General features: G+C 66.7%; 16 protein-coding genes. 5 read left to right on the top strand and 11 right to left on the bottom strand.

All coding sequences use genetic code 11. The features are described from left to right. The 5 genes from VG556_RS16735 to VG556_RS16755 are packed head-to-tail and all read right to left on the bottom strand — an operon-like array spanning position 1 to position 4,981. Positions 1-378, bottom strand: a complete 378-nt coding sequence (locus tag VG556_RS16735; RefSeq protein ID WP_100450921.1) for a PDZ domain-containing protein — start codon at positions 376-378, stop codon at positions 1-3. A gap of 16 nt (positions 379-394) precedes the next feature. After that, entirely contained in the window at positions 395-1,609 is a 1,215-nt protein-coding gene (locus tag VG556_RS16740; protein WP_100450643.1) for an ABC transporter permease, read from the bottom strand. Between the two features lie 21 nt (positions 1,610-1,630). After that, positions 1,631-2,932 carry an ABC transporter permease gene (locus VG556_RS16745; protein ID WP_100450642.1) on the bottom strand — a complete coding sequence of 434 codons (1,302 nt, stop codon included), beginning with the start codon at positions 2,930-2,932 and terminating at the stop codon, positions 1,631-1,633. Positions 2,933-2,942: 10 nt separating this feature from the next. Further along, positions 2,943-3,668 carry an ABC transporter ATP-binding protein gene (locus VG556_RS16750; protein ID WP_014648484.1) on the bottom strand — a complete coding sequence of 242 codons (726 nt, stop codon included), beginning with the start codon at positions 3,666-3,668 and terminating at the stop codon, positions 2,943-2,945. Between the two features lie 35 nt (positions 3,669-3,703). Next, the gene (locus VG556_RS16755) at positions 3,704-4,981 is read right to left on the bottom strand and encodes an efflux RND transporter periplasmic adaptor subunit (protein WP_032961233.1); all 1,278 of its coding nucleotides are present in this window, start codon (positions 4,979-4,981) and stop codon (positions 3,704-3,706) included. Positions 4,982-5,184: 203 nt separating this feature from the next. Between VG556_RS16755 and glmS the strand changes: the two genes are divergently transcribed. After that, entirely contained in the window at positions 5,185-7,023 is a 1,839-nt protein-coding gene (gene glmS / locus VG556_RS16760; protein WP_100450641.1) for a glutamine--fructose-6-phosphate transaminase (isomerizing), read from the top strand. Positions 7,024-7,469: 446 nt separating this feature from the next. Further along, positions 7,470-7,901 (top strand): CBS domain-containing protein, encoded by a 432-nt coding sequence (locus tag VG556_RS16765; RefSeq protein ID WP_014648481.1) that lies wholly within the window; start codon positions 7,470-7,472, stop codon positions 7,899-7,901. Positions 7,902-7,968: 67 nt separating this feature from the next. Here the strand turns inward: VG556_RS16765 and VG556_RS16770 are convergent, their stop codons facing one another. Beyond that, a complete protein-coding gene (locus VG556_RS16770) occupies positions 7,969-8,397 on the bottom strand; it encodes a VOC family protein (RefSeq protein WP_049404183.1) in 429 nt (142 codons plus the stop codon). Between the two features lie 90 nt (positions 8,398-8,487). Further along, positions 8,488-9,003 (bottom strand): lactoylglutathione lyase, encoded by a 516-nt coding sequence (gloA, locus tag VG556_RS16775; RefSeq protein ID WP_014648479.1) that lies wholly within the window; start codon positions 9,001-9,003, stop codon positions 8,488-8,490. Positions 9,004-9,128: 125 nt separating this feature from the next. On the opposite strand from gloA, the gene VG556_RS16780 reads away from it, so the two are divergent. Further along, positions 9,129-10,241: a PLP-dependent cysteine synthase family protein gene (locus VG556_RS16780; RefSeq protein WP_014038552.1), complete on the top strand. Its 1,113-nt coding sequence runs from the start codon at positions 9,129-9,131 to the stop codon at positions 10,239-10,241. Between the two features lie 138 nt (positions 10,242-10,379). Here VG556_RS16780 and VG556_RS16785 read toward each other — a convergent pair whose 3' ends face one another. Continuing rightward, complete coding sequence (locus VG556_RS16785; protein ID WP_014648478.1) at positions 10,380-10,784, bottom strand: hypothetical protein; 405 nt, start codon at positions 10,782-10,784, stop codon at positions 10,380-10,382. A 170-nt stretch (positions 10,785-10,954) separates the two neighbouring features. On the opposite strand from VG556_RS16785, the gene VG556_RS16790 reads away from it, so the two are divergent. Further along, positions 10,955-12,985 (top strand): M3 family metallopeptidase, encoded by a 2,031-nt coding sequence (locus tag VG556_RS16790; RefSeq protein WP_032961226.1) that lies wholly within the window; start codon positions 10,955-10,957, stop codon positions 12,983-12,985. A 71-nt stretch (positions 12,986-13,056) separates the two neighbouring features. Here VG556_RS16790 and VG556_RS16795 read toward each other — a convergent pair whose 3' ends face one another. The 3 genes from VG556_RS16795 to VG556_RS16805 all read right to left on the bottom strand — a co-directional run bounded on the left by VG556_RS16795 (position 13,057) and on the right by VG556_RS16805 (position 15,007). Beyond that, positions 13,057-13,860, bottom strand: a complete 804-nt coding sequence (locus VG556_RS16795; protein ID WP_032961223.1) for an SDR family oxidoreductase — start codon at positions 13,858-13,860, stop codon at positions 13,057-13,059. Next, positions 13,857-14,423 carry a DUF1415 domain-containing protein gene (locus VG556_RS16800; protein WP_049406028.1) on the bottom strand — a complete coding sequence of 189 codons (567 nt, stop codon included), beginning with the start codon at positions 14,421-14,423 and terminating at the stop codon, positions 13,857-13,859. The genes VG556_RS16795 and VG556_RS16800 overlap by 4 nt, the downstream gene beginning before the upstream one ends. 101 nt (positions 14,424-14,524) lie before the next feature. Then, complete coding sequence (locus VG556_RS16805) at positions 14,525-15,007, bottom strand: YajQ family cyclic di-GMP-binding protein (RefSeq protein WP_006471121.1); 483 nt, start codon at positions 15,005-15,007, stop codon at positions 14,525-14,527. Between the two features lie 155 nt (positions 15,008-15,162). On the opposite strand from VG556_RS16805, the gene VG556_RS16810 reads away from it, so the two are divergent. Further along, complete coding sequence (locus tag VG556_RS16810; protein WP_014648474.1) at positions 15,163-16,059, top strand: DMT family transporter; 897 nt, start codon at positions 15,163-15,165, stop codon at positions 16,057-16,059. Positions 16,060-16,231: the final 172 nt, after the last annotated feature.

Here is a 16,231-nt window from a genome sequence, read left to right on the forward strand (position 1 = left end):
TCAGCGTCGGGGCGGCGGCGGTGGCGGTGGCGGTGCTGGCGGAGGCGGAGCGACCAGCGCCATGCGCCAGACAGCGGCGTCCACCGCGACCGTCAGTTCCTGCCTGTCGCGCTGCAGCAGGAGATAGGCCCTGGCGGCGCTTGAACGCCGCAGGGCCTCGGCAAGATGCTCGATCCTGCGTACGGTGGTGTCATCCACCCGCAGGATGCGATCGCCGCTGCGCACGCCGAAGCGGGCTTCCGGGCCGGCGGCTTCCACGCGCACCTGGCCTTCGCTCGAACGCAATGCCAGGCGCGCATCGTCCTGGCGCCACTCCAGTGTCTGCGAGCTGCCACCGCCGGCCAGTGCCGGCAGTGGCAGGAGCATCATCATCAGCATCCAGCGGATACGCATCTCATGCGCCCCGCGTGGCAACCGCAGGCGGTACCGCTGCCGCGCGCCGGGCCGGCCCGAACACCGCGATCTGGCCAAGCACCCACAGCAGCAGTGCGCCCAGCGGCAGGTAGTGCAGCGGCATGCGCGGCAGCTCGTACATGTTCATCAGTGCCAGGTTGATCGCATAGGCGGCCAGCATGCCCAGCACGATGCCCAGCGTGGCCAGCAGGAAGTTCTCGGTCTGGAAGTAGCGCAGGATCTGCCCACGCGTCGCGCCGAGCGCGCGACGGATACCAATCTGCTTGCTGCGCTGCTGCACCCAGAAGCTGGCCAGGCCGATGATGCCCAGTGCGGTGACCACCAGCAGCGAGATGCACACCGTGATCAGCAGCCCGACCATGGCCCTGTCGTTCTTGAAGTAGTCATTGCGCTGCGCCTCATAGGTCAGCTTCTCGCGCACCAGCCGGTTGGGGTCGTTGCGTTCAAGCGCGGCGATCGCGCCCTTGAGTACTTCCTCGCGCCGTTCCGGAGCGGTGCGCAGGACGTACGGGCCCTGGGTGAAATCGGTCCGCACAGGCAGCACCATCGACAGCGTGGTGTTGTTGTTGTAATCGGTGGGCGTGGCCAATGACGCGACAATACCCACCACGTGCAGTGGCTGCTTGCCCATGTAGAACGTCTTGCCCAGTGCGTTCTCGCCGGGGTACAGCCTGTCGGCGAGCGTGCGGCTGATGATCACCGAGGAGGCGGTATTGGTGGAGGCGTTCTTCTGTGCATCCTCGACATTGCTGTATTCGCTGGGCTGGAAGTCGCGGCCGGCGGTCAGCTGCAGTCCAAGCGTGGACAGTCCACCTTCGCCGAACATGTACATGGTGACGAAGGCGGTCGGACGTTCCTGTTCCTGCTTCAGCGAAACGCTGGTATTGGAGGAGTTCGGGCGGAACGGCAGCTGGTTGACCTTCGCGGCGGCGGTGACCCCGGGAACGGCGCGCAGGGCGGACAGGTCCTCCTGGGTGCGGGCCTGGCCATTGGTCTGCTTGCCGATGCCGCTGACCCGGACGAACACCAGCTCGTTCTCGGCCAGGCCGCTGGTCTGGCTGATCCGTTCAACGCGCTGGGTGACCAGGAACAGGGCATTGCAGACGATGGCGCAGGTCAGGGCGACTTCCAGCACGATCAGGGCGGCGGCTGTCTTGTGCCGGCGCATGGTGCTGAGGATGGGGCGGATATCCATGGGAGGTCCTCGTACTCGTGCTTACTGCGACTTGAGCTGGATGGCCGGGGTAACCTGCATCGCGCGCCAGGCGGGCAGGAAACCAGCGGCGAGGCTGGCGAACAGGGTCAGGCCAATGGCCAGCAGCAGCATGCTGCCGTCCAGGTGGGCCAGGCTCGCGTAGTCCACGGGTTGCTGGCGTACCGCATACAGGCCGAGCAGGGCCAGGCCGATGCCGAGCACGCCGCCGGCAACGCCGATCGCACCGGCTTCAACCAGGCATTGCAGGAAGATCTGCCCACGGCTGGCACCGAGGGCGCGGCGCACGCCGATCTCACCGCTGCGGCGCAGGAACTTCGCCAGCAGCAGGCCCACCGTGTTGACCAGGCAGACGCCGAGAAAGCCCAGTGCCAGCCACATCTGCAGGCGCACGTCGCTGGGCACGGCATTCTTGAACGTCAACCACTCCATCACCGGGCGCAGGCGCACATTGGTGGGGCGCTCGAAACGGCCCGCTGCGCGCTGCTGGTCCGAGTAGTTGGCCAGGTAGCTGCGGTAGTCCTCGACCTTGGCCGGATCCAGCTCCACCCAGTACTGGATCCAGCTGCAGGGCGCGCTGATCGAGTTGCTGCTGCCATCCGGATTCTCGCCGAAGCAGTTCATGTTGCCGTTGCTGCCGAACTCCAGGTCCATCGCAGTGGAAAACGGCACCAGCAGGTCTTCATCCTTGCCGTAGTTGCCGGTGGTCAGATCGAAGAAGTGGGGTTCGGGATTCCACTTCTTCATCACGCCGATCACCCGCAGTGAATGGCCACTCAGGCGGATCTCGCGACCGGTGCTGTCGGCACCCTGGAACAGCTTGTCGTTGATCGCTTTCGACAGCACCACCACCCGGCTGCGATTGTCATCATCGCTGCTGTTCCAGGCACGCCCGTACTGCATCGGCACGTCGAACATCGGGAAGAAATCGGCCGACGTCCAGCGCGTGTCCACCGAGAACGGCTTGAGCGTGCTGAGCTCCGGTTCCACCGTGCCGCCGCCCGCGCTCATCATCGCCTGGCGGATGCCGCGCTTCTCGCGCAGCAGGGTCTCGGCGTCGCGCCGTGTCATCTGTTCCTCAGGCTCCTCACCCGGGGTATAGCCGCCGCGCGGGCGCGGATCGACCTGCACGTAGAACAGCTGGTCGCTCTTGCCGGGAATCGGGTCGCCGGACAGCACGTGGAACACCGTCAGCGTGGTCATCGAGGCACCGATGCCGAGCGCGATGGCGACCACCATCAGTGCGGTCAGGATCTTGTTGCGGCGGAAGCTGCGTACCGCCAATCGGGTGTAATAGGCGAACATGGGAGTGCCCTCACTCGTTGACGGCAACGATGTGGCGCGGCGGGGTAGCCAGCACCGGTTCGCGCACCAGGTCGGTCACCTGGCCATCGACGATGTGCACATTGCGCTGCGCGCGCGCGGCCAGTTCCGGGTCGTGGGTGACCATCACGATGGTGGTGCCGGCGGCATTGATCTCCTCCAGCAGTTCCATCACGCCGCGGGCCATCTGCGTATCCAGGTTGCCGGTCGGTTCGTCGGCCAGCAGCAGGCGCGGGCTGCCGGCCAGCGCACGCGCGATCGCCGCACGCTGCTGCTGGCCGCCGGACAGTTCGTTCGGGTAATGCTTCATGCGTGAGCCCAGGCCGACCTGGGTGAGCGCCTTCTCGATGCGTTCGCGGCGCTCGTTGGCACTCATCTTCCGGTAGCGCAGCGGCACGTCGACGTTGTCGAACAGGTTCAGGTCGGGAATCAGGTTGAAGCCCTGGAAGATGAAGCCGATCTTCTGGTTGCGCAGGCGGCTGCGGGCGTCATCGCCCAGCGTGCTCACGTCCTGGCCGTCAAGCAGGTAGGTGCCGCTGGTGAAGGTTTCCAGCAGGCCGGCGATGTTGAGGAAGGTGGTCTTGCCGGAGCCGGACGGGCCGGTGACCGCGACGAACTCGCCTTCCTTGACCTGCAGTTCCAGCGAGCGCAACGCGTGGGTTTCCACCTGTTCGGTGCGGAAGACCTTGGCGACCGAACGCATTTCGAGCATGTACATGGGGTGTCCTCTCTCCAGGATTCAGGTATCGGGTATCAGTTGACGGAGACGCGTTCGGCGTCCTTGAACAGGTCGCTGCCGGAGACCACGATGCGGTCGCCCGGCTGCACACCCGACTTGATTTCCACTTCGCCCAGGCTGCTGACGCCCAGTTCCACCGGACGCCGCACCGCGGTGCGGCCATCCATCACGTAGGCCACGCCATTGCCCTGTTCGACGAACGGGCCGCGCTCGACCTTCAGCACGTCCTTGCGGGTATCGAGCAGCACGCGCACCGACATCCGCTGGCTCTGGCGCAGGCCTTCCGGCTGCGCGCTGGCGAAGCGCACGCGGGCGTTGACCTCGCCGTTGACCACTTCCGGCGACACCGCGCTGATCTCGCCCGGGAACGGCTTGCCATTGCCGCCGGTCAGCTGCGCCGGCATGCCGATCGCCAGGTCGCGGGCGAAGCTCTCCGGCACCTTGATCTCGACCTCGAACTTGGACAGGTCGACCACGCCCAGCACCGGCGCGTTGGCAGCCAGGTTGGTGGACTGGACCGCCTGCACCTGGCCGACCTGGCCGTCAAACGGTGCGCGCAGGGTCAGTGCGTCGACCTGGCGCTGCACTTCGGCCACCACGGCCTTCTGGCGGTCGGCCAGCAGGCGCTTGTTGCGGGCATCCAGGTCGGCGCCCTGGCTCTGCAGGCGCGCATCGGTGGTGGCGTTGGCCAGGGTGATGTCGGCCTTCTTCAGCGAGTCCTTGGCCTTGGCCAGGTCGATCTGTGGCACCGCACCGCCGTCGTAGCCGCGCTGGAAGCGCTGCAGGTCGCGGTCGGCGGCCTGGCGCTCGATGGTGGCCTGGTCGGTTTCCTTGCGCGACTTGGCGCGGGCCAGGGTGGCGTCCAGCGCGGCACGGCTGGCCTCGGCTTCCAGGCCGGCCAGGGTGGCCTGTTCCTGGGCCAGCTTGCTGCGCAGTTCCGGGCTGTCGATGACCGCCAGTTCCTGGCCCTTCTTGACCACGTCACCGGCGACCACTTTCAGGTCCACGGTGCCGGCCGAGATGGCGTACAGGATCGGGCTGTTGGCGGCGATCACCCGGCCGTCGGCGGCGATGTCGCGGACCAGGTCGCCGCGCTTCACTTCGGCGATGCGCACCCGGCTGCTGTCGAAGGAGCGGCTGGCATTGGACCAGGCATGCACGGCCCAGCCGATGCCGGCCAGCAGCACGATGGCGCCCAGCGCCGGCCAGCGGTAGCGCTGCCAGTTGACGCGGGTGGCGCCGGCGGGGGCGGAGGAAACGATCTGGTCCTGTGCGGAAGTGTCGCGGATCATCGGGTGCGTGCCTGACGGTGGTAGCCAGTACCAAGCACGTAGCGTGCCAACTTTATTTCCTTTCAGTTCAACAGGTTGGGCGGGCCGCTGGAGTGTCCGGGTGTCCGCGGACACCTTTCCGGACACTTTCATTAAGCGGACAGGAGGGGGAAGCCGGACACGCGGGCTAGAATGCGCCGATCGTCTTCAAGGAAACGCGTGACATGTGTGGAATCGTGGGTGCAATCGCCGGTCGCGACGTGGTGCCGGTGCTGATCGAAGGCCTGAAGCGGCTTGAGTACCGTGGTTACGACTCCTCGGGCATCGCGGTGATCGATCACGCCGAGCGCCCCGAAGTACGTCGTGTCCGCCGCACCGGTCGCGTGTCGGAAATGGCCACGGCGGCCGAGGCCGAAGGGTTCAATGCGGTGCTGGGTATCGGCCACACCCGCTGGGCCACCCACGGCGGCGTCACCGAGGCCAACGCGCATCCGCACATCAGCCACGGCGTGGCGCTGGTGCACAACGGCATCATCGAGAACCACGAAGAGCAGCGCGAGAAGCTGCGCGCGCTGGGCTACACCTTCGAGTCGCAGACCGACACCGAAGTCATCGCGCACCTGATCCATCATCACCTGAAGGGCGGCGATGACCTGCTGGTGGCGCTGCAGCACACGGTGAAGGAGCTGACCGGCGCCTACGCGCTGGCCGTGGTCAGCCGCGCCGAGCCGGAGCGCTTCGTCTGCGCGCGCATGGGCTGCCCGCTGCTGGTGGGCCTGGGCGAGGGCGAGAACTTCGTCGCCTCCGACGTCTCGGCGGTGATCTCGGCCACCCGCAAGGTGATCTTCCTGGAAGAGGGCGACACCGCCGAGATCCGTCGCGATGGCGTGCGCATCTTCGATGAGCATGACCGGCCGGTCGAGCGCGATGTGCACCTGTCCGACGTGTCGCTGGCATCGCTGGAGCTTGGCCCGTACCGCCACTTCATGCAGAAGGAAATCCACGAGCAGCCGCGCGCGCTGGGCGACACCATCGAGGCGGCGATCGACGCCGGTGGTTTCCCGGCCGAGCTGTTCGGCAAGAATGCCGAAGCGGTGCTGTCGGGCATCGAGGGCGTGCAGATCATTGCCTGCGGCACCAGCTACTACGCCGGCCTGACCGCGCGCTACTGGATCGAGGCCATCGCCGGCCTGCCGTGCAGCGTGGAGATTGCCAGCGAGTACCGCTACCGCGCCGCGTATGCCAACCCGAAGCACCTGATCGTCACCATCTCCCAGTCCGGCGAAACGCTGGATACGATGGAGGCGCTGAAGTACGCCAAGGCGCTTGGCCACAAGCACACGCTGTCGATCTGCAACGTGCCGGAAAGCGCGATTCCGCGCGCCAGCGAGCTGGTCTGCTACACCCGCGCGGGCGCGGAGATCGGCGTGGCTTCGACCAAGGCCTTCACCACCCAGCTGGCCGCGCTGTTCCAGTTGACCGTGGTGCTGGGCAAGCTGCATGGCCGCATCGACGCGGCGCAGGAAGCGGATTACCTGGAACAGCTGCGCTTCCTGCCGGGCAGCGTGCAGCACGCGCTGAACCTGGAACCGCAGATCGCGGCGTGGGCCGAACGCTTCGCGCGCAAGTCCAATGCGCTGTTCCTGGGCCGTGGCCTGCATTACCCGATCGCGCTGGAAGGCTCGCTCAAGCTCAAGGAGATTTCCTACATCCACGCCGAGGCCTACCCGGCGGGCGAGCTGAAGCATGGCCCGCTGGCGCTGGTGGACGAGGACATGCCGGTGGTGGTGATCGCCCCCAATGACAGCCTGCTGGAGAAGGTGAAGTCGAACATGCAGGAAGTGCGCGCCCGTGGTGGCGAGCTGTTCGTGTTCGCCGACCAGGACAGCAACTTCAATGAGTCCGAAGGCGTGCACGTGATCCGCACGCCGCGCCATGCCGGCGTGCTCAGCCCGATCGTGCACACCATTCCGGTGCAGCTGCTGGCCTACCACACCGCGCTGGCACGCGGCACCGACGTGGACAAGCCGCGCAACCTGGCCAAGAGCGTGACGGTGGAGTAACACTACCGGATCCGTTGAATGCTGCATGCGAAAAGGGGCCCGCGTGGCCCCTTTCGTTTGCGTGGTTGGCCATGCCAAGTGGGACAGCCGCCGGGTGTTCTGTCCGCCGTCGGCAGCAGGCAATCATTCTTTAATGCGTGGCATTGGCTGTATTCAGCGGCGGTTTCAGCCGCGGTGCCATTCTCTGGATCGTCGGTTGGTTCCCACGACGAACTGTCCTATCGATGCCGGTAGTGACCGATGGTCGCAGTCGTAGAATCGATTTGACCGAGGTCCGGGTTGAGCGGTTGAGCCCACCTCGTTCGCGTTGCAGCACATCGCCTGCCGATCCATTCCACGCGGCGGGCGGGTGCGCCAGACGTGCGCTGAAAGGTCTGTTCCCGGGGAGGGGGCGTATCGGAAGAGCACACTTTTTTGACTTCAGTGACCTGCACCAGGAAACAAGAATGAACGTCCGCGAACTCCTGCAATCCAAGAAAGAAGCTGTCATCACCATCGACGCCGAGGACACCATCGGTGCCGCCGCCCACAAGATGAGCGCGAACAGGATCGCTGCGCTGGTGGTGATGAAGGACGATGCCCCGGTCGGCATCATTTCCGAGAAGGACATCGTGCGTACCCTGGCCGACGACGGCCCGCAGGCCGGCCGCCGGGTGATCTCCAGCCTGCCGTCCACCGGCCTGGAAGGCATTGCGCCGGACGCGACGCTGAAGCAGGCCATGTCGTTGATGACGTACTCGCGGCGCCGTCATCTGATGGTGACCGACGGCAACCAGCTGGTCGGCATCCTCAGCCTGGGCGATATCGTGAAGAACCTGCTGGGCGAGCTGGAACTGGAAAAGGCCGTGCTTCAGGACATCTACATGGCCGCCCACTGAGGGCTGCAGCGCTGGAAGCAGGGAAGCCGGGCATTGCCCGGCTTCTTCGTTCACGGCTTCGGTGATATCAGAACGTGACCTTCACCGAGTCGGCGCTGTAGTTCGCCGGACCGTGATAGACCACTTCGATGTTGTTGCCGTCCGGGTCGAGCACGAAGGCGCCGTAGTAGCCCGGGTGGTAGGGGCGTTCGCCCGGCGCGCCGTTATCGGTGCCGCCGGCGGCGATCGCGGCGGTATGGAAGGCATCGACGGTGGCGCTGTCGCGGGCCTGGAAGGCCAGATGGTGCCGGCCGGTCAGCTGGCCGGCGGCGGCCTCGCTGCTGGCGCTGGAAATGAACAGCTCATCGGCCCAGAAGTAATCATCGCCTTCGCCGGCGATCGGGATGCCGATGGTGTCGAACACCGCCTGGTAGAAGCGGCGGCTGGCGGCCAGGTCACGCACCACCAGCTGGATGTGGTCGATCAGGCGGCCGCGGTGCAGTTCCATCGTTTCCATACGAACCTCGCAAAAAAGGGGACGGAGGGGATTAAGTCGCTTCCGACCAATAGTGCCAGAAATGACTTAATCCCCTCCGTCCCCTTTTTGTCAGTTGGCGATGATTTCGACCCAGTAGCCGTCCGGGTCCTTGATGAAGGCCAGGTTCTTCATGCGGCCGTCGGTCAGGCGCTTCTGGAAGGTCACGCCGAGGTCCTCGAAGCGCTGGCAGGCGGCCTCGATGTCCGGCACCGACACGCAGATGTGGCCGAAGCCGCGCGGGTCGCTGTTGCCGTCGTGGTACACCGCACCGGCCTGGGTTTCGGTACCGTGGTTGTGGGTCAGTTCCAGCACGCCCGGCAGGCCGGCCATCCACAGGCGGCGCTGGCTGTCGTCTTCTGGCACCACTGCGCCGGCCGGCACGTAGGCCAGGAAGTACAGGCTGAACTGGGCGTCGGGGAAGTCGCGCTTGTCGATCAGCTGGTAACCCAGCACGCGGGTGTAGAAGTCCAGCGAGGCGGTGATGTCCTTCACCCGCAGCATGGTGTGGTTGAACACGAAGCCGCTGGTTTCGGCCGGGGCCTGGGCGGCGACGCCGGGGACATCGCGCAGGGCGGGAATGGTCATGGGGGAGGTCCTTCAGACGGGGCCGTTGCCGGCCGGATGGCGCCATTCTACCGGCCCGCACCTGACGGCACCGCGACGTACAATGGCCGGATCGCACCGTTCCGTCCTGATAACGATTGCCCGCCATGTCGCAGCGTGAATGGGTGGCCGCCGCCATCCGCAAGATCGAAGCCGATTTCAACCGTTCCGCCGATACCCATCTGATCCCGCTGGCGCTGCCCGGGTTCGAGGGCATCGACCTGTACCTGAAGGACGAGTCGAGCCATCCCACCGGCAGCCTCAAGCACCGGCTGGCGCGCTCGCTGTTCCTGTACGCGCTGGCCAACGGTTGGTTGCGCGAGGGCCGGCCAGTGATCGAGGCCTCCAGTGGCTCGACCGCCGTGTCCGAAGCCTATTTCGCGCGCCTGCTGGGCCTGCCGTTCATTGCGGTGATCCCGGCCACCACCTCGCCGGAAAAGATCGCGGCGATCGAGTTCCATGGGGGCCGCTGCCACCTGGTCGAGCGCGCCTGCGACCTCAACTGCGATTCGGAAAAGCTGGCCCGCGAAACCGGCGGCCACTTCATGGACCAGTTCACCTATGCCGAGCGGGCGACCGACTGGCGTGCCAACAACAACATCGCCGAATCCATCTTCAAGCAGATGGCCGAAGAGCCCAGCCCGGTTCCGGAATGGATCGTGTGCAGCCCGGGTACCGGCGGTACCGCCGCCACGCTGGGCCGTTATGTCAGCTACCGCCGGCATGACACCCGCATCCTGTGCGCGGACCCGGAAGTGTCGGTGTTCTTCGACGGCTACAAGGCTGCCGTGGCCGGTGAACAGGACTGGCGTGGACTGACCTGCAGCGGTGGCTCGCGCGTGGAAGGCATCGGCCGGCCACGGGTGGAGCCGAGTTTCATCCCGACCAGTGTCGATGCGATGGTGAAGGTGCCCGATGCGCTGAGCCTGGCCGCGATGCGCCATGTCAGCCGCCAGCTCGGCCGCCGTGTCGGTGGCTCCACCGGCACCAACTTCATCGGCGTGCTGCAGGCCGCGCAATGGATGCGTGAGGCGGGCCACCAGGGCAGCATCGTCAGCATCCTGTGCGACAGTGGCGAGCGCTATGCGCAGAGCTATTACGACCCGGCGTGGTATGGGCGGCAGGGAATCGATGTCGACGGCGCCGATGCGCAGCTGGCGGCGGCGGTGGCCGGGCAGGGGTTGCCCGAACTGCCGTGGTGCAGCCTGGAAGCGTTGTAACGCGGCAACGCACGGCCGGCTGTGCATCGGCTGGGTAGCGTCTGCTGTTGGTCGACCGCTCCACGTTCAGGTCGCCAGAATCCCGCGCTGCGCGCGAAAGTCGACCCACAGTCGACTCCACCCGGTCGCCGGGGCGTCTCAATACCCCGCTGCGGTGAACGCATCCAGCACCGCATCGCGCAGCGCATCAGGCAACGCCTCGATGTCCATCGCGCGGTCATCCAGGTGCAGGCTGGGGTCCAGGATGCTGGCGCGTCCCTGGGCCAATGCCTGCAGCCACAGCAGCACGCAGATCACGAACTCGCGCTCGTGGCCCAGCTGCAACTGGCTGGCGCCGCGCTCGATCACCTCGAACGGGTACCACTCCTGGGCATCGTTGAACGTGCCGCCCTGCTGCAATACTGCCTGCAGCTGCTCCAAATGGCGGGGGGCGTCGTCGCCGGCATCGCACAGCGCGGCGATCCAGGCCAGTTCTGCCGGGCTGGCGGACAGCGCCAGCGAGCGCGCCGGTGAGATGGATGCCACTGCAGCCAGACCTTCCATGTAGGGCCTCGTTCGGTAAGTACCGCTGCGGACTCCCCCGCAGCCAGAGCTTCGGTGCGCGGCCGTCAGGCCGACGTGAACGCCGGCGCATGCCCCCTTGTCAGCCGCGCCTGTCAGCGCCATATCTGGGAAGCTGCCCGCCCGCCGGGCCCGTTCCCTGGAGATCTGCCGTGACCGTTGCCAACCCCCTGCTCGATTTTTCCGGACTGCCGCGCTTTGACGCGATCCGCCCCGAGCACGTCGCGCCGGCGCTGGATGTGCTGCTGGCCGAGGCCGAAGCTGCCGTCAGCGCAGCCGAGCGGGTGCAGCCGGTGCGTTGGGACACCTTCGTCACCCCGCTGGATGACGCCACCGAGCGCCTGTGGCGTGCCTGGGGCCTGGTCGGCCACCTGCAGGGGGTGGTCAACACCCCGGAACTGCGTGAGGCCTACAACGGCAACCTGCCGCGGGTGACCCGTTTCGCCAGCGCGCTGGGCCAGAACCTGGCGCTGTATCGCCAGTACCAGGCACTGGCCGCCAGCCCGGAGGCGGCGCATTTCAATGAAGCCCAGCGCAAGGTGCTGGACAACACGCTGCGTGACTTCCGCCTGGGCGGTGCCGAGCTGGCACCTGAGGCGCAGCAGCGCTTTGCGGCGATCAAGGAGGAACTGTCGGCGCTGTCGGCGAAGTTCTCGCAGAACGTGCTCGACGCCACCGATGCATGGTCGCTGTACATCGAGGACGAAGCGCGACTGCTGGGCCTGCCGGAAGACGTGAAGGCTGCCGCGCGCGCTGCGGCAGAGAAGGACGGCAGGACCGGCTGGAAACTGACCCTGCAGATGCCGTGCTACCTGCCGGTGCAGACCTGGGCTGAAGACCGCGACCTGCGCGAGATCCTGTACCGTGCCAGCGCGCAGCGTGCATCGGAGTTCGGCGATGACGCGCTGGACAACAGTGGCAACATCGACCGTATCCTTGCCCTGCGCGCCGAACTGGCCGCGTTGCTCGGCTTCGATTCGTACGGCCATTACTCGGTGGCGACCAAGATGGCGCAGGACCCGGCCGAAGTGCTGGGTTTCCTGCGTGACCTTGCCGCGCGAGCCAAGCCGTTCGCGGCCAAGGACCGCGCCGAGCTGGAGCAGTTCGCACGCGAGCAGCTGGGCATCGATGACCTGCAGGCCTGGGACCTGGCGTTCGCCGCCGACCGCCTGAAGCAGGCGCGTTACAGCTATTCCGAGCAGGAGGTGAAGCAGTATTTCACCGAACCGAAGGTACTGGGCGGCCTGTTCTCGGTGATCGAGCAGCTGTATGGCCTGCATGTGCAGGAAGACAGCGCACCGGTGTGGCACGAAGACGTGCGCTTCTTCCGCCTGGTCGATGCGCAGGGCGCGCTGGTCGGCCAGTTCTACCTGGACCTGTACGCGCGCGAGGGCAAGCGCGGCGGTGCGTGGATGGACGATTGCCGCAACCGTCGCGTGCGTGGCGACGGCAGCGTGCAGACGCCACTGGTCTACCTGGTGTGCAACTTTGGCCGGGGCGCCAACGGCAGGCCGGCGACCTTCAGCCACAATGAAGTGACCACGCTGTTCCATGAGATGGGCCACGGCCTGCACCAGCTGCTGACCCGCATCGGCGAACTGGGCGTGGCCGGCATCAACGGCGTGGAATGGGACGCGGTGGAGCTGCCCAGCCAGTTCATGGAGAACTTCTGCTGGGAATGGGACCATCTGCAGGGCATGACCGCGCACGTGGACAGTGGCGAGCCGCTGCCGCGCGCGCTGTACGAGCGCATGCTGGCGGCGCGCAATTTCCATAGCGGCATGGCCACGGTGCGCCAGCTGGAGTTCGGCCTGTTCGACATGCTGCTGCACAGCCAGTTCGAACCGGCGCAGGACAGCGTGCTGGCGCTGCTGGACCGCGTGCGCGCGGAAGTGGCGGTGAACCACCCGCCGGTCTGGAACCGCTTCCCGCACCAGTTCAGCCATATCTTCGCCGGTGGTTACGCCGCGGGTTACTACAGCTACAAGTGGGCCGAAGTGCTCAGCGCCGATGCCTACGCCGCGTTCGAGGAAGCGCCGCAGGCACTGGCTGAAACCGGTGCACGCTTCCGCGATGAGATCCTGTCGCGTGGTGGCAGCCGCCCGGCGGCGGAGAACTTCAAGGCCTTCCGCGGCCGCGCGCCGCAGATCGACGCGCTGCTGCGGCACTCGGGCATGGCGTAAGCGAAAAAAAGGGGACGGAGGGGATTAAGTCGTTTGTGCACAAACGACTTAATCCCCTCCGTCCCCTTTTTCTATTCGGCGTAGATCATCTTCCGGGTCATGCCGCCGTCGACGATGAAGTCCTGGCCGGTGCTGAAGCCGGACAGCGACGACAGCAGGTACACCGCCAGCGCGCCGATGTCCTCGGGGCGGCCGACCCGGCCGACCGGGTGCTGTGCCTGGTCGATGGCGGAGTACTCAGGTGCGTGTCGCCGCGAGGGGGCCTGCCAGGCCGTGGTGCCGATCCAGCCCGGACTGATGCTGTTGACCCGCACCGTTGGGCCGGCACTGATCGCCAGCGCATGGGTGAACGCCACCAGCCCGCCTTTGGCCGCAGCATAGGCCTCGCTGTGCGCTTCGGATTGCCAGGCGCGGGTCGAGGCGATGTTGATGATTGCGCCGGCGGCGCTGGCAGTCAGCGCCGGTAGTGCGTGCTTGCTGCACAGGAAGGCACCGTGCAGCGAGGACAGGCGGCGCTGCCACTCATCCCAGTCCATGTCCTGCAGCTGCGTGCCATGCGGTCCGGCGATGCCCGCGTTGTTGACCAGCCCGTCGATACGGCTGAAACGCCGCAGGGCCACGGCGATGAAGTCGCGCACGCTGGCTTCGTCGGTGATGTCCAGGCGCTGGAATGCGGCCTCGCCACTACGCTGCCATTCCGCCAGGCACGCCTCGCCGGCCTCCACGTCCAGGTCGCCGATCAGCACGCGTCCACCGGCACCGAGCACGGCCTGGGCGATGCCACGGCCGATGCCGTTGGCGCCGCCGGTGACCAGCACCACCTTGCCCGACAGCGGCGCGGCCGGCCATGCGGCAATCGGCGGCACCGTGCTCACGTCAGGTCTTCGCCACGCAGGCGGCGATGCCAGCCGTCCACACCGATGCGGTCCAGGGTCTGGATGTTGCGCTCGACGATCACGTCCGGGTCCGGATAGACATCCACTGCGCGCGCCACGCTGTCTTCGCGCAGCAGGTGCAGGGTGGGGAAGGGCGCGCGATTGGTGTAGTTGCTGGCGTCGTCCGCTGCCACGCCGTCGAACTGGTAGTCCGGGTGGAAGCTGGCCACCTGCAGGATGCCCTGCAGGTCCAGTGCCTCGATCGCGGCGTCGGCGTTGTCGAGGAAATCGTTGTAGTCGAGGAAGTCCGTCAGCACCTGCGGATGCACGATCAGCGTGGTATCGATCTGCTCGGCCGGCGTATCGCGCAACAGCACCAGTTCCTCGGCCAGCTGCTCAACCAGCGCTTCCGGCGTGGTCGCATCACTGAGCACGATGCGGACCTGGTCCTTCACATACACCGCCTTGGCGAACGGGCACAGATTCAGGCCGATGACGATGCGCTCCAGCCACAGGCGGGTGGCAGCGATCGGGTCATCGGTGGGCAGGGGGGAATCGGTCATGGCGGGCACGTCGGCTGGCGGGGCCGCCATTGTAGGCGCGTCGCTGGCAACGCGCCGTCGTGCCTGCCGCTGGCAGCGCCGGGGCAGGCCCGGCGGATGCCTCAGTCGCGGAAGTTGTTGAACTGCAGCGGCAGCTCGAACTTGCCGGCCTTGAGCACGGCGATGGCGTCCTGCAGGTCGTCGCGCTTCTTGCCCTGCACGCGCAGCTTGTCGCCGTTGATCTGGCTTTCCACCTTCAGCTTGGCATCCTTCAGCGCCGCCGCGATCTTCTTGGCGATCTTCTGCTCGATGCCCTGCTTGACGGTGATCTTCTGCCGGGCCTGGGCCAGGTTGGTCTCGATGTCGCCGAACTCCAGGCTGAGCACGTCGATGCCGCGTGCGGCCAGGCGAGCACGCAGAATGTCGTTCATCTGCTTGAGCTGGAATTCGGTCGGCGCGGTCTGGTTGATGACATCGCCGTCGCGCTCGAACTTTGCGTCCACGCCCTTGAAGTCGAAGCGGGTGGCCAGTTCGCGGTTGGCCTGGTCGATGGCGTTGGTCAGCTCGTGGGTGTCGACTTCGGACACGACGTCGAAGGAAGGCATGGGCGGTGCTCCGCAGGTTTCAGTGGCGATCATTCTATCGCGAGGGCCCGCATGCCCGCCCTTTGTAGCGCCGAGCCCACGCTCGGCGGCTTTGTGAAGGGCAGCCGAGCGTGGGCTCGGCTCTACAGAAAGCGACGACCGGGCGATAATGGGCCATGAACGTGCAACGCTCCCCTTCGCGTGCGGTGGCCTGGATGGTCGCTGCGGTCGCCTGTTTCTCGCTGATGGACGCTGGCATGAAGCAGCTGTCGGCCAGCTATCCGACCCTGGAAGTGACCTTCCTGCGCGGCGCGGCCTCGTTGCCGTTCGTGCTGGTCTGGGTGTTGGCCAGCGCCGGCCCGCGCTCGCTGGTGCCGCGTCGCTGGGGCCTGCACCTGCTGCGTGGCGCGCTGGGCATGGCGATGATTGGCTGCTTCGTGTTCGCCCTGCGCGACCTGCCGCTGTCCACCGCCTACACCATCTATTTCGTCGCCCCGCTGCTGATCGCCGCCTTGTCGGTACCGCTGCTGGGCGAGCGGGTCGGGCCACGGCGCTGGGTCGCCATCGGCATCGGCCTGGTCGGCGTGCTGGTGGTGCTGCGGCCGGGCGTGGACGGTTTCATCTCGGTGCCCGGCCTGATGGTGCTGGCTGCGGCCACCGCCTATGCCGTGGCGGCGATCACGGTCAGCCTGCTGACCCGCACCGATACCTCGCAGTCGATGGTGGTCTGGTTCCTGGTGATCATGGCCATCGGTGCCGGCCTGCTGTCCCTTCCCGGCTGGGTGCCGCTGCAGCTGGCGCATGCGCCGCTGATCGCCGGCATGGGCCTGGCCGGGGCGCTGGGCCAGATCGCCCTGACCAAGGCGTTCCAGCTGGGAGAGGCCTCGATGATCGCGCCCTTGGAGTACAGTGGCCTGGTCTGGGTGATCGGTTGGGACCTGGCCTTCTGGGGCCAGCTGCCTGATGGCTATACCTGGGTGGGCGCCGCGATCATCGTGGCTTCGGGACTGTACCTGCTGCATCGTGAGCGCCTGAACCGGGTGCAGCCACCGAAGCCGCTGGACCATCCCTGAGCCGGTTGGGCCTGGGAATGGGGTCAGAGCCCCTGCGGGGATCCGACCCCGGGGTCGGATCCCCGCAGGGGCTCTGACCCCAGCCAACACGTCGGCGCGGGCGGCTTAGAACCAAAAGGAATAACATTCTGGCCCATGGCGCGGGCGCGCGACCGCCTGCGCTGGTAGGCTG

Source organism: Stenotrophomonas sp. CASM106, from assembly GCF_049384825.1.
In the GTDB taxonomy this organism is placed as follows: domain Bacteria; phylum Pseudomonadota; class Gammaproteobacteria; order Xanthomonadales; family Xanthomonadaceae; genus Stenotrophomonas; species Stenotrophomonas muris.